13 protein-coding genes are annotated in these 13,924 nt (G+C 53.9%); 3 read left to right on the top strand and 10 right to left on the bottom strand.

Features of this window, described 5'->3' with window-relative positions:
* Positions 1-564: 564 nt before the first annotated feature.
* The 5 genes from JUK32_RS26620 to JUK32_RS26600 form a co-directional block, all read right to left on the bottom strand.
* The gene (locus tag JUK32_RS26620) at positions 565-1,716 is read right to left on the bottom strand and encodes a CHAD domain-containing protein (protein ID WP_204141904.1); all 1,152 of its coding nucleotides are present in this window, start codon (positions 1,714-1,716) and stop codon (positions 565-567) included.
* A 518-nt stretch (positions 1,717-2,234) separates the two neighbouring features.
* Positions 2,235-3,101, bottom strand: a complete 867-nt coding sequence (locus tag JUK32_RS26615) for a PEP-CTERM sorting domain-containing protein (protein WP_204141903.1) — start codon at positions 3,099-3,101, stop codon at positions 2,235-2,237.
* A 488-nt stretch (positions 3,102-3,589) separates the two neighbouring features.
* Positions 3,590-4,180 carry a PEP-CTERM sorting domain-containing protein gene (locus JUK32_RS26610; protein ID WP_204141902.1) on the bottom strand — a complete coding sequence of 197 codons (591 nt, stop codon included), beginning with the start codon at positions 4,178-4,180 and terminating at the stop codon, positions 3,590-3,592.
* A gap of 526 nt (positions 4,181-4,706) precedes the next feature.
* Positions 4,707-5,264: a PadR family transcriptional regulator gene (locus JUK32_RS26605; protein ID WP_204141901.1), complete on the bottom strand. Its 558-nt coding sequence runs from the start codon at positions 5,262-5,264 to the stop codon at positions 4,707-4,709.
* Positions 5,255-5,551 carry a hypothetical protein gene (locus JUK32_RS26600; RefSeq protein WP_204141900.1) on the bottom strand — a complete coding sequence of 99 codons (297 nt, stop codon included), beginning with the start codon at positions 5,549-5,551 and terminating at the stop codon, positions 5,255-5,257. Before JUK32_RS26600 ends, JUK32_RS26605 begins: the two co-directional genes overlap by 10 nt.
* Positions 5,552-5,805: 254 nt before the next feature.
* On the opposite strand from JUK32_RS26600, the gene JUK32_RS26595 reads away from it, so the two are divergent.
* A complete protein-coding gene (locus JUK32_RS26595; RefSeq protein ID WP_204141899.1) occupies positions 5,806-7,257 on the top strand; it encodes a cache domain-containing protein in 1,452 nt (483 codons plus the stop codon).
* A 99-nt stretch (positions 7,258-7,356) separates the two neighbouring features.
* Here the strand turns inward: JUK32_RS26595 and JUK32_RS26590 are convergent, their stop codons facing one another.
* The 5 genes from JUK32_RS26590 to arsS all read right to left on the bottom strand — a co-directional run bounded on the left by JUK32_RS26590 (position 7,357) and on the right by arsS (position 11,094).
* Complete coding sequence (locus tag JUK32_RS26590; protein ID WP_204141898.1) at positions 7,357-7,806, bottom strand: nucleoside deaminase; 450 nt, start codon at positions 7,804-7,806, stop codon at positions 7,357-7,359.
* An 80-nt stretch (positions 7,807-7,886) separates the two neighbouring features.
* Complete coding sequence (locus tag JUK32_RS26585; RefSeq protein WP_204141897.1) at positions 7,887-8,069, bottom strand: CsbD family protein; 183 nt, start codon at positions 8,067-8,069, stop codon at positions 7,887-7,889.
* Between the two features lie 325 nt (positions 8,070-8,394).
* Positions 8,395-9,051, bottom strand: a complete 657-nt coding sequence (locus tag JUK32_RS26580) for a TVP38/TMEM64 family protein (RefSeq protein ID WP_204141896.1) — start codon at positions 9,049-9,051, stop codon at positions 8,395-8,397.
* Positions 9,052-9,144: 93 nt separating this feature from the next.
* On the bottom strand, positions 9,145-9,879 hold the full coding sequence (locus JUK32_RS26575; RefSeq protein ID WP_239113145.1) for a TVP38/TMEM64 family protein: 735 nt from the start codon (positions 9,877-9,879) through the stop codon (positions 9,145-9,147).
* 201 nt (positions 9,880-10,080) lie between these two features.
* Positions 10,081-11,094: an arsenosugar biosynthesis radical SAM (seleno)protein ArsS gene (gene arsS / locus JUK32_RS26570; protein WP_204141895.1), complete on the bottom strand. Its 1,014-nt coding sequence runs from the start codon at positions 11,092-11,094 to the stop codon at positions 10,081-10,083.
* Positions 11,095-11,666: 572 nt separating this feature from the next.
* Here arsS and JUK32_RS26565 point away from each other — a divergent pair.
* The gene (locus JUK32_RS26565; protein WP_204141894.1) at positions 11,667-13,112 is read left to right on the top strand and encodes a cell wall metabolism sensor histidine kinase WalK; all 1,446 of its coding nucleotides are present in this window, start codon (positions 11,667-11,669) and stop codon (positions 13,110-13,112) included.
* A 3-nt stretch (positions 13,113-13,115) separates the two neighbouring features.
* Positions 13,116-13,790 carry a response regulator transcription factor gene (locus JUK32_RS26560; RefSeq protein ID WP_204141893.1) on the top strand — a complete coding sequence of 225 codons (675 nt, stop codon included), beginning with the start codon at positions 13,116-13,118 and terminating at the stop codon, positions 13,788-13,790.
* Positions 13,791-13,924: the final 134 nt, after the last annotated feature.

Below are 13,924 nucleotides of genomic sequence, written 5' to 3'. Positions count from 1 at the left end.
CTCACAGATGGCTCCCCTTCTCAATCTGAGAATCTAGCTACATCAATACTCTCAGGACTTTTCTGCACCACTAAGGATGCTATGACCCTGGGTGAAATTACACAATCCGTTGCCTGAACTTATCTGATTTAATTCATGGAATCTTTACGCAAAATTCACACTGGTGAAATATTCTTTGGCTTCGAAATAATTGCCTCAGACTTCAACATCTCTGCCAGCAAGACTTTTGGCTAAATGTATCGGCCAGAACCTTCAGTCACTAACAGTCAGAACCGATTCGTAAATACTCGCGCAGAGGAATCGGTCAACCCACAAATTTTCCAAACCATCATGGTGAACAGTGCGCTCAGCCCTGAGAATTTGCCGGGCACACACTCACAGCTCAGGGATCTGCAACTCAATAAAGTCCCCGTTCAATCCGGTTTCGACTTCGCTCAACCGGCCAGTATCGAGAGTTGAGCAGAGTCGAAACTCGGTCTATGGAGATCTTATTTGCGCGCAAGTCCCCTAGCATTCAACGACATCAGTTTCGGTTGGTGGGGTTGCCAGGCGTGAGAGTGGGGGTTAATTGTCCGCTGCAGTGCTGCCGTTGTTGTCCGGTTTGGGTGATTTTTTCGGTGTGTCTGATTTGCGAGAGGGGGTGGTTTTTGACCGAGATTTACGAGTTGTGGATGCTTGAGTCTTTGGCGAGGCGGGTGCCGTTGCCGATGACTTGGCAGCCTTGGTGGCGGTGGCTTGGGTCTGCGACTGGGTCGCCGCTGCGCCAGGTGTCAATAAAATCTGACGGAGGGCATTCCGGTTTTTCGTCGTCAAAAAATGAGCCTGGTGGGCTTGCCATTGCTGCCAAGCCCGATGACGACTGTCCTCCAATAGTGATTTCAACGTGGGGAGTTGGCTGGACCAATCCGATCGCGTCGCTGCCAAAAAGTCTTCAAGTATCAGACTGTCTTGCAGCGCCCCCAACACATCTTGTAGGTCAGCGAATCGCTCCAGATCAGCCGTTAAGCGATCGCCATAATGCTCTGACACAAATTTCAACTGATACCGGACTCGCTTCACCTGTTTGCGCAGGCTATGCAAGGTATTGTTGCGATCGATCATTAACGCATCGACGCTCTCGACACTCAGGCCAGTATCGGGTTTAAAGGTGCCCCGTGTCACTTTGGTGCCCAGCAACCACCCCGGATGCAGCCACAGTTGACTGACCAGCGGCAGCATCAAATCCGGCAACACCGCATCGAGGCTGAGGCGAGCGGTAGCGTTGCAATCGGGATCTGCTGTCCATTTATACAGAGCCGATTTGAGGGTTTTGTAACGCTTGCCCCGCAACTCTTTTTTGACCCGCCGATGGGCTTTTTTCTGCCGTTTGGCTAACCGCTGCAGTACGGTGTCCAGCATGGCCCGCTCATGGTCGGGCAAATCGGGCGCAAACTGCGTTTGCAAGGTCATCCCGATCACGTCGAGGTCGCGTTGTTTGCCCAGCTTTCTGGCGACTTGGGCGACTTGGGCCTCGCGGGCTCCCTTGGGCAATTGCAAACTGGGCGCAAAGACCTGCATAGCCGTGCGCAAGCGTCGCAACTGCACCCGCATCTGATGTAAGTCCTCGGGGTCAGTATTTTGCGCCACTGGGATTTCGTACTTTTCCGCCCTTTGCAGACAGGTTTCTAGCGATTCCGCAGCCAGTACACCAACGGTAGACTTGATGGCGGTCTTCATGGGTCTGCTCCTCAATTCCGATGGGCAATGACGCCCCAGCGCCAACTTGAGGCACTTAACACTGAGTCACAGGGGGCGATCGCTTTCGTCTTCGTCTATTACTAGCCTAGCTTACTGACAGTGAGTCCCATCCGGGCGCAGTTGTTTGTTACGGTCTGCTATGCACGCAATTCGCATCCGGACGCGCTAAGGGAGCTGCAACTGAATAAAGTACCCGTTCAATCCGGTTTCGACTGCGCTCAGCCTACCAGTATCGAGAGTTGAGCGCAGTCGAAACTCGGTTTATGGGGATCTTTTTTGCGCGCAAGTCCCTAAGCAGCCCTGATGGTATCGATGTGACTAGCGTTGAGTCTGGGTTGCACCGAAGTCGTTGTCTGTGGGGTGGACTGGGGGGCCTGACTGCCACCAGAGGCGGCCACAGTGGGGCATCTCTGCCAAGCAAAAACGCCGCCAGTGATCCATTGATCGCTGGCGGCGGTGACACAAACACATTTATGAAGTCAAGGAGACGCGATCGCTTAAGCGTTGCTGCCCTTGCGCTTGCGTGCCCAAGCCACACCGCCTACGACGGCCAATGCCAGTGCCGAAGTCGGTTCGGGAACTGAGGCAATCTCGCCTTCAAAGGCCGTCCCTTCGTTGAAGCACTCAGCCCACAGGTGGGCAATAAAGCTGCCCCCCGGCAAGTTAGAAATGTCAAACTTGAAACCGTAGGTCTCCGATCCGGTCTGGCCCAGATTACTATCGAAATCAAAGCCCTCAGCACTCAGTTCAGAAGCGGTTAACACTTGCACATCGCTGAGCTTGTTGCCATCAACCGTACTAATCAGGCTCTGGGTACTGGCACCACCGCCCCCCGTCTTCGGCAGATAATTAAAGCTGCTGTCGTTCAGGTCAAACACATCGCCCAAGGTTTCATTTTTGGTGACACTGTTGTTGAGATAAGCCTGCAAGCTATTAAAGCCACTATTTTGGCTAGCCACACTCTTAGTGCTATCCACTTTAAACAAACCAAGACCACTAACCGAGGAGTCATTTTTCTCTTCAAAACGAACGCCATAAACATCGCCACTGGCCAGAGCGTCGTTAAAGGTTTTGTCAGGGGCGAAGTTGAAGAACATATCACCCCAGGCGATTGACCCACCCAAGACAGAGCCAGGCTGCCCCCCCAACTGCAAATTACTATTGATCCCAACAAAGAGGTGGCTCCCCTTTTGGACGTAACCCGTACCAAATAGCTCGAAGGCAGAGGTGCTACCGACTCGATTCAATTCAATACCGTCGGTAAAGCTGTCTTGAGAGTAGTCAACCTGGGCATAACCGGGCATTCCGGCGATGAGGGTTCCTGCTGCTGCGGCAGCGATCGCCAATGAAGTTGCTTTTAGCATGTCAATATAATCCTCAAAAATCTTGTAGACGAAGCCTATGCACTCCCGTCACAAATCAAAGCTATCCTGACGAATTCCAGGTGTAAATGAATACGCGCAGTTCACATAGCCTCTTCATGTACGGACTCCGTAATTTAAAGGAACGGCTCGTACTGATAAGTGATGTAAACCGTAAAAACTAGCAGCGCCAAGCAAGTAGACATTTACCGTGCGCCCTGGCCAGTGACCCGATGCCAAAGTCAACGCCATCAGCCTACGTAAAAACACGGACGCCCGACCTACTATTGATCGCTCGCCACAACGAGCCCCCCAGCTTCATGCCGATTAGCTGACCCCGGCAATTCCGGCACGAGCAAAAGCTCAAGGTGCTGCTCTCTAGCTCACCATGAAAAAAGCTTTCTAGCGATCGCTCAGGATTGCTAGAAAGCTATTGTGCAAGTTTTATTCAGATGTGCAAATTAGAACCAAACAGCTGAGCAGGCTTACGCTTACTGAGCCTTTTTACGACGGTTGACGACGATACCCGCACCGACAGCCAGCAACCCAGCCATTGCCGCAGGCTCAGGAACAGTCTCAACAGGCGGCTCAGTTGTGCGCGGAACAGAATAAATAGAGAAGTGGGAAAGACCAGGTCCAGCAGTGCCATTGCCTTTTTCAATGCCGTCAGTATTCCAAGTGCCGCTAGTAGTAAGGCCATCCCATAGATAGGCGCTGAAAGTCGGACCCCCCTTAATCACAAACATGAGGTCGTCAATCCCATCAAGGTAGGATTGAGTAATTGACCAGTTACCTGAGGTGCCACCAGCTGGTGTCACAGTTAGAGGCCCATTGGAAGTAGCACCATTCTCAAGTTTGAAAAGTTCATTACCCCAGTCAGCAATGCCGAACAGGCCATCAAGATCCTGATTGCTGTTGTTGCCTTCAAATGCACCCTCGCAAGCGGAAGAGCCCACAAGATTAGATGTGCTGCAAGTTACATTGCCAGTCAAATCTAATGCTGATGCATCGATTGCAGATACCGCTAAAGCACCGGCTGCTAGCAAAGAAGAAGCTGCTAAAAGCGAAAGTTGTTTTTTCATTGTTTTCCTTGAGCTAAAGGGCAATTGCGTGAATATCCGCAAAGTAAATTAGAGACGAATATTGATAGATCCTTGGCAGAGCCTTGAACATCTGCAACCCAGGCGAGGGTTAGAAATATTTCTAAGATTTCAGTCAGATGGGTAGACGCTTGAATCAAAGGAAGGGCTCTTTATGGTTCGGCGCTGCCAGTAGTTACACGCAAATGTTTGTGGACACATTGAATCTATCGGGGTGGTCTCGGTATAACAACGGTGTAACTCAACACTTTGTTCTCTCTTCACAAAAGCAGCAGGAATATAAAATCCTGTCGCATCAAACTGAGTCAGGCTGTTCGTGAGCAGAGGGATGGACTGCCATTTTCAGTCATCCCGCTAAATTCCCACGACAAGAGGATTTCAGTATTCCTGTGCCGCTGCCCGCCGCTACAGGGCTTCCCTATTTTTTATTTCAAAACAAGTTTTGCATATCAGAAGGTTTTTGCGGGTTTTTACGGAGGCTGCGTGATTGTCGCGATCGCGGTACCACTTACTCATCCGTGCTGGGAATCGCTAAGGGCTGCAACGTCGATAGGGCTTCCTCGCACCATTTCAGCCAGCCTTGCTCGTACTGGATGCCGTTACGCAGGGTGAGGTACTGATATAGCGCTTTGGGCGATAACGCCTCGACATCGGGAAAGAAACGCTCCTCGATCGCCTGATATTCCACCAGGCGAGTCTGATGCTGTTTGCGGTGTTGGCGCAGCGCTTGCAAGAGGACGGCGGGCTCGACTAGGTGACCGCCAAACAGTTTGACCAGCAGATCGTCTTTGATGGGGCTGAGGTCGCTGGGGGTGTGTAGCCATTCGGTCAGCATCGTGATGCCGCGATCGGTAACAGCGTACAGCTTTTTGTTGGGGCGAGCTGCTTGCTGTACTGTTTCTGACTGGATGCTGCCGCTGGCTTCGAGCTTTGCTAGTTCGCGATAGATTTGCTGATGGCTGGCTTGCCAAAAAAAGCCGACTGTACCGTCGAACTGTCTCGCCAGGTCATACCCGCTGCTGGGGCTGTCGAGCAGAGCGACTAAAATGGCATGGGCTAAAGCCATCGCATTTCCTGACAATCATGGGGAAGTTTGAGGATACGAGATCGCGCCGGGGCAAATCGCACCGATTCCATCAGGCTGCCTCTACGGTAGCTGACCGGGAGCTGTAGCTCAATTTGTGCCATCTCAATTTGTGCCATCAAAACGTGGCGATCTGGCATTGTCACCAGGGTGAGTTGTCCAGTAACAAACGACCTTGAGAGGGCGGGCTCCAGGCAATTGCTTTCTGAATTTCCCATAAAGTCTAGCGAAGATTGCCCCTGGACTTTACCCTCAAACGCTAGTCTCACGATGGAGTCTCGCTGAAATTCGGGAAAGCTAGAACTACGTTGTTAGTCGGGCACCTCATCGGCGATCGCTGATCGGCCCGTTGCCCAGCTCGCGACGATTATTCAGACGACCATTCAACGGTGAAGGACGATCTGCAATGTTGGCAGCCCCAGCGGCGACTGACGGATGATCGCCCCGCTTTTACCAACTGGCTAGGGCCAAGCCGGGGCCGCCCCGACCCACCGACTGCTTACAACCATCACTGTTCTGCATCATGACCCGCATTGCTGCTCTGTTATCTAAACGACGGCCCTCTCTGGGACTCAAAGCAACGCTCGTTAGCGCTATGTTGCTGACGGTGACGGCAACTGCCGCCATGGTTTACGTGCCCTGGGCTTGGATGTCGCGGCGCAACATTCAGACCATCGTTGACCAAACGAATAAGGAAATCGCCGTGGGCACCTCAAAAGAGGTGGAACGGCTGTTTAGCAATGCCGAGTCGGCGCAGCAGTTTATCGAAGCCGGACTCAACCGGAACCTGCTCGACTTGTCTGACGAGGAAAACCGCGAGTTCTTCTTTTTAAATGTGCTGGCTGCGAGCCCGGCCTTTACCTGGGTGCAATATGGCGACGCCAACGGCGACTTTTTGGGGGCGCAGCGCACCGCCAATGGGGAGTTGCACTTTCACAATCGCGATTGGGATCCTGACACGGAGACGACCCAGAGCAACGTCAACAGTTACGCCATTCAGGATGCGGTCTTAACGCCGCTAGAGCGCAAAAGTTTCGAAATGAATCCGTCCTACTATGCGCCCGACCGACCGTGGTATCAGGGGGCAGCGGCGGCCCCCGATCAGCGATCGTGGACGGTGTATGTGTACCGCTCTTCGGGAACACCAGGGGTCGATCTAACGAAGGCGATTAAGGCGGACGGTGAACTATTGGGCGTAATTGGGGTCGGCATTGAACTGAACCAACTCTCCGACTATTTAGAGCAGCTCCAGGGCGATCGCCCCGGTGAAACGTTCATCGTCAATTCCCAGGGCGAACTCATTGCCTCCACTGACAAGGCCGAAGTGACCCCTGACCAAACCGCTGGGGATACCGATGCGCAACTGACTCAGCTCACGGAGGTGCAAAATCCCCTGTTGCAATACGCCAGTGACACCCTGCAAGCGGAAGAATTTGACCTCAGTAATCTGGAGGCTTGGCAGCGGTTTGTGTTCAAGGAATCTGACACGGGCGAAATCTATCACATTGCTCTTACCCCCATGGGCCAACTGGACTGGATGGTCGGCACGGTCATTCCTGAATCGACCTATACGGCGGCTATTAATCGCAACAAGCGGCGGCTACTGGCTGGGGTGGTGATCTTTACTGGCGGCATCGCGATCGTGGCGGTGATGTTGGCCGAGCGGCTGATTGCGCGACCCATTTTGGGCATTGCCAAAGCGGCAGCAGACATTGAGGCTGACAACTTCAACCCCGATCAATTGGGCGAAACCAGCGATCGCCAGGATGAAATTGGTCAACTCGCTCGCATCTTTCGCAAAATGGCGATTCAGGTACACCAGCGAGAAGAAAAGTTACGCCTACAAGTCCAAAACCTGCGGGTCGAAATTGATGAAACCAAGCGCAGCCAGCAGGTGAAGGAAATTGTCGATACCGATTTCTTTAGAGACCTGGCGGTGAAAGCCAAAGCGCTCCGCAACCGCGATCGCCCTTAATCCAGGGAGATTTCCGCAACCGCCCGTAGCCTTGGCATCAATTCTGTTTCGACTGGGCAATGCCCTCCACGGCGATCGCTCGCTCGTTATCCAAACACATCAATCATCCAGAGGAAATTCCTCATGAAGCTGCTTGCAAGCATCCCGTAAAATGCCAGTTTCGATTTGGTATTTTTGGGGCGATCTCTGAAAAATCTCTTCACAGCGCACGTCAATCATATTCGGATTGCTATTCTCAAAATCATCGACTCCACAGCCATAAACAACCTGCTGAATACCCGCCCAAAGGCAAGTAGCGGCGCACATAGCGCAGGGCTCGCAGGTGGAATAAAGGGTATAAGTTCCCGCAGGAGCCGCTTGACCCGATTGTTGAGCCAGTTGTCGAATCGCGTTAACTTCCGCATGACCAGTCGGATCCTGATCTGTCTGAACTGTATTGCCCGCCTGCACAACGACTTGCTGACCCTCTTTCACAATGACTGCGCCAAAAGGCGTCTGACTCTGTTTGGCCGCGGCGATCGCCAGACGCATTAACTCTTCTGATGTCATGAAATAATTCCTTCTTGAACAGAGAATCAAAAAAAAAGAGGCGACATGTCGCCTCTTTCTCTAACTAAATTTCAAAGGTTTTAGTCAATTGCTTTCTTGACTTTGTCTTTAACATTTTCTTTGGTGTGCTCCGCTTGAGCATCTACCTGCTTGGCTTTACCTTCAGCTTCATCAGAAGGGTTGCCAGTCAAGTCGCCAACCGCTTCTTGAACTTTGCCTTCAATATTTTTGGCGGTTGCTTCTACTCGATCTTCGATAGCCATAATGATTAAATACCTCTTTAATTCACCTACATAAATAATTTAGAAAAGACTGACTCTAATAACGTCTACCTTGAGGAACACTTTCCATTTTCAGAACTATGCCTAATTACTGATTTGAGGTTCGAGTCCTTTTGCCGCATTGGGCGATCGAGGCCGCTGGACAGGCAACACAGTTCGATCGCCTTTCCAAAGCTGAGCATATAACTCTCCCAATTCAGCCGCAGCTTTTTGATTGGGCATTTCTGCTCGTCGAACTCACGTTGAATTGCCCGCGCATCCCCCAGGGCTTTGCACACCGTTTAACGGCTCGGGACGATGCCGACGACTAACCGAGCCGTTGACGTCGTAGCAAAATCGGCACAATCGAGAGCACCCCCAAAAAACTCATGGCTAACGTCAGCGGCCACAATCCCTTGCCCTGAATCGCCTCTAACCCCGCCAGCCCAATCCACGTATAGGCCACCGTACCGGGGGCAATGCCGATTAACGTACCCCAAAAAAACGCATTCACTGGGGCCGACGTGAGGCCAAACAAAAAGTTGACTAGGCAAAACGGCGACAAGGGGGCAAATCGCACTGCCAACACGCAGTTAAAGGAGTGGGTATCCATCACCTTGTCGATATTGCGGTAAATTTTGCGCTGGGCAAACCGCTGACGAAACCAATCTTGCAGCAAATAACGAGCGACCCAAAACGCCGCCGTGGCTCCCACCGTGGCCCCAATCAGCGACCACAGCGAGCCCCACCAGAGCCCAAATTTCGCCCCGCCCAACAGCACGAGCAGCGTCGCGGGGACACCCACCATGGTGGCTAAAATATGCGCCGCCACAAAGGCAGGGGCCGCCCACGGCCCCAAATCACCAAAGGCCGCCATCAAGGCTTCGGGGTCCAACAGCAGGGATAAATTTCGCAAACACACCGCCAGAATTAACCCCAGCGACACCAACACCCAGAAATATTTTTTGCGAAACACGGTGGTCATGAGCGGAGAACGGAAAATCTATGGATAGCGTCGCGGTAAGACTGACTCAAGCGGATGTCGGGGGCCGGAACTCTCTGAAACCAGCCCGCCTGCTCACTGGGCCGATATCGCCTCGCCATTTTCGTCGCTGACATCAGGGACCGATTCCTTCAAAGCCTTGCGGGCAATGCGAGTCACGTAAACCGTCACGGCAACGGTGGCGATGAACGCGATGATTCGAATCGTCCAGGTAATCGTCGGATTGCTAGGCGTTTCCCCTGCCCCCAGGGTGGCGAGGTTGCCCGCTAACGAGCCCAAATAGACATACATAATCGTACCGGGAATAATGCCCGTGGTGCCCAGTACATAATCTTTCAAAGATACCTTGGTCAGTCCGAGGGCATAGTTCAGAAAATTAAACGGAAAGGCGGGGGATAGGCGAATGAGGAAAATGATTTTGCGACCTTCGCGGGCGATCGCTTCATCAATGGCCTTGAATTTCTCGTTGCTGGCCACCTTTTTACTCACCCAATCGCGAGCGATATAGCGCCCCACCAAAAACGCAGCGGTGGCTCCCAACATCGCCCCAATAAAGACATACAGCGAACCTTTGACGACGCCAAACACGATCCCCGCTCCCAGCGTCACTACCGAAGCGGGAATAAAGGCCACCGTCACCACGACATACAGCACGATAAACGCAACTGGGGCGATCAATCCCAAACTATCGACCCAGGCCAAGGCATTGACCAACGCCCCTTGAATCTGAGCGATTAAGCCGGGGCCGGATTCGGTCGCCGTCGCCTGGGCCAGCGCTGGCAACATTGGCATTAATCCCATCGTGAGCATGGTGAGTCCACTTAACTGCAACCGACGGCGAGACCGTCGTTTTAAGCTTACGAGAAGTTGATCAGGGAGAACATTCATAGGGTTGCCTTGCGATCGCGATCGCTGTCAAGAAAACGTTAAACCAATAATGCTGTGAGCAAACTGCCGAACCACAAACCCTCAAAGTTACCCAACGACCAACCCTGACCGCCTGCTGCTGGGCTAATCGGTCAGGGCTCCTCCACAGCTCGACCCACTGCCCGCCGTACAGCCATAGCAGTAAGGGCGAGTTTGTACCCTGGAGATGACATCAAGGGAATCAGCGGTCAACAAGCTCTCCACCGTGATCGGCTCACCGTCTGGAGTCTGGGCGGGCACCCCCGCCATCTGGTTAAAGTCGCAGTCGTAAACCCGCCCTTCATAATCGATGGAGAGCTCGCTGCGACACATCAGCCCCGCGACGTTCGCCGGGTTGTGGTGGGCGGCCAAAAACTCGGTGTAGGGAGCCAGCAGACCGCGATGGGCCAGCTGAAAGCGGGTGCGGCCAATGGGCAGGTTGGTAATTGTCAGCAGTTGGTTAAAGGCGATATCAAAATTCTCGGCTAAGTACCCTTTGTAATCCCCTTCTAACGCGGCTTGACTTGGGGTGAGCCGAAAGTTCTCATCCTTGGGAATGGGGGGATTGTAGACCAAATCCAAAATCAGCTGGGGGTCGGTGCCATAGCCCAGGGCATTGAGCTGCTGAATGGCGCGGATAGAGTCGTCGTATACGCCTTGGCCGCGCATACTATCCACATTGTCGGGCAAATAGCAGGGCAAAGACGCGACGACCCGCACCTGGTGCCGCGCAAAATACTCCGGCAAATCCGCAAATCCCGGTTCAAAAAAGATGGTCAGGTTGGAACGCACAATGATGTCTTTGCCTAGGGCGTGGGCGCGCTCCACCAAGGGGCGGAAGCCGTAGTTCATCTCGGGTGCGCCGCCGGTCAAATCAACGGTGCGGATTTGGGGGAAGCGATCGAGCATTGCGAGCAGTTGGGCCAGGATCGCGGGGGATAATTCCTCGGTGCGATGCGGCCCCGCCTCCACGTGGCAGTGAGTGCAGGATAAATTACATCGTCGCCCCAAGTTGATCTGCAATACCTGAATGCTTTGTTTGGTCAGCGGACGGCCTAAAGCAGCTTCAAAGGGATTAGTTGATGCGGTGGTTTGGGGACGGTTGGAAGATAAGACCATAGAGCGTTAAAAACAGTAAAACAAAGGCAGTTGGCAGGGGTGAATGACAGCGGGTGGCATTCGAGATCATGTCTGGGAGAAAATGCGGCCAGGCACGAAGCGCTGTGAGCGATCGCCACCCCGTTCGCATGATTCAGATGCCATTGACATGATTGCCTCAATTAACATGACATCTTCTGCCCATTCATGTTGCTTACCTGTCAGACATTAAACCGGTTGCGGCTGAATATTCCCTGAGAGGACTGCCCAGGCTGCCTGAGAGGATATGGGCTCAGGACTTTCGCCGATGCTAGCGGCTTGCGAACCCCCCAAAGCCCCACGCTAGCATCGGCGTTAGTTGCCTCAACACGCTGGTTTGGGAACCTCTTGGTTGTCGTGTCGTGTTTTCCATGGTGGCTGACAGGTTTCGCGCGCGGGTCAGAGGCCGGTTCTAAACGATGGATGAATTTGCCAATTCGGGATGCGACCCGTTGGCGGCACCAGGCAACCCGTTCAAAGCATTCTCTGCAAGGAAAATCAGCCTTTTCTCAGGAACCCTTGGTAGCGTGATACTAATGATTCCTGTTTAATATATGTCCCCGTTGCGTCGCCGACGTTCCACCGTTCTGCCGTGGCTCGATCTCAACTCCCTGCGGTTTCGCCTGACGGCGGGGGTGGTGTTGGCGTCGGCGTTGACCATTGGCGGCGTGGCGGCATGGCTCAACTGGCAATTGCAACACAGTTTATTAGCGAGCCAACAAATCGCGGTCACTGATTTATCCCAGCGCTTTCGCGAAGATGTCAGTCTCTATGACACGACGATGCCCACCCAAGCTGCGGTGCAAAAGGCGATTGATCAGCGGGCTATGGGCGATACGGCGATTTGGGTGCGGACAGCGGACGAGGCCATGTGGGCGCAATCGGAGACCTTGCGGATGGGGTCGTGGCAGGCGGCGGGCCTGACGGAGTTTGTGCGCACCCTGCCGCCGCAGCCCCGAGTGGAATTGGTGACGGTGGGCGATCGCTCGTTGGCCTTGTGTGTCAGCCCTTTTGACCTAGCGGGCCAAGACCTGGGAGCGCTGTATGTCATTAAGGATGTCACCCAAGCTCGCCAGACCTACCTCGCCATGATGCGCCGTTTGGTGGTGATTAGCGGGAGTGCCGTGGTGCTGTTGGCGACCCTCATTGCCGTGTATGTAGGGCGATCGCTCCGGCCCTTAAAATCCCTCAGTCGGCAAGTCATGGGGGTCACCGCCGAGGCGCTCGATGTCACCCAACTCAAACTGGATCAGGCCCCGACCGAGGTCACAGAGCTGGCCCAAGCCCTGGATCACACCCTGGACTGTTTAGCCCAGTCGTGGATGCAGCAGCGCCGTCTGCTGGGCGATGTCTCTCACGAATTACGCACGCCTTTGACGCTGGTGCAGGGCTATTTGCAAAGCACCCTACGCCGTTGCCAAACCCTGACCACCGCCCAAAGAGATGGCCTCGAAACCGCCGCTGCCGAGGCCGATCACACGATTCAAATTTTGAACGATCTGCTCGTGCTGACGCGGGCGCGCATGGGGCATCTGCAAATTTGCGCCGAACCCATCGATCTAAAGCCGGTGCTGTTGGCTGCCGTTATGCAGGCGGATCCCGCTGGCGATCGCATTGAAGCCGACATCAACGCCGCTCCTCTGTGGATTCGGGGCGACGCCAACGCCCTGCAACAAGTCTTTGTCAAACTGCTGGAAAATGCCCTGAACTATTCACCCACTGACACCCCGGTAATCGTGCGGGCGGATCGGCAAGCTGACCAAGCCGTAGTACAAGTTTGTGACCAGGGGCGGGGCATTCCCCTGGCGGAACAGGCTGCGATCTTTCAACCGTTTTACCGGGTAGATGTGGATCGCTCCCGCGCCACGGGCGGCACTGGTCTAGGGCTGGCGATCGTCCACACGCTGCTGACGCAAATGCAAGGCTGCATCCAAGTGCAGTCGGCTCCAGCGGCTGGCAGCGTCTTCACCGTTCAACTACCGCTGACCCCAGGAGAATGACCCATGAACCCCAAAATTTTACTGATCGAAGATGAGGAAAAACTCGCTAAATTTGTGGAAATGGAGCTGGGTTATGAGTCTTACGATGTCACGGTGGCCCATGATGGTTTGTCGGGGCTCATGGCGGCTCGCAATACCGAACCCGATTTAGTACTGCTGGACTGGATGATGCCAGGGCTCAGCGGGGTGGAAGTGTGTCGCCGCCTGCGGACGACTGGTTTCAAAGAGCCGATCATTCTGATGACGGCGAAGGATGATGTGGCCGATCGCGTCGCGGGTCTGGATGCCGGGGCCGATGACTATGTGGTCAAACCCTTTAGCATCGAAGAACTATTGGCGCGGGTACGGGCTCACCTGCGCCGCAACCAGCCCCAAGAGGCCGATGCCCTGCAGTTTCAAGATCTGGTGCTCAGTCACAAAACTCGTGAGGTCAAGCGGGGCGATCGCGCGATCGAACTCACCGCCAAGGAGTTTGATCTGCTGGATTATTTGATGACCCATCCGCGCCAGGTGCTGACCCGCGATCGCATTTTGGAAGAAGTCTGGGGTTATGACTTCATGGGTGATTCCAACATCATCGAAGTCTACGTCCGGTATCTGCGCCTCAAGCTCGAAGCCGCTGGTGAAAAGCGCCTGATTCAAACTGTGCGCGGGGTCGGCTACGTCTTAAAAGATTAATCGCCCGCAAGTTTTTGCCCCAGACCAAGAGAGTCGTCTCCTTTCCCCCTTCACGCGCAATCTCACTGCCATGCTACAGCAGCGGTTGTCGTCTACGGCGTGGCATTGAATGCCAGGCAGCTGTGGGGCTGTGG

It is taken from the genome of Halomicronema sp. CCY15110, assembly GCF_016888165.1.
GTDB lineage: Bacteria > Cyanobacteriota > Cyanobacteriia > Phormidesmidales > Phormidesmidaceae > Halomicronema.
This window is presented reverse-complemented; position numbering and strand designations above follow the sequence as displayed.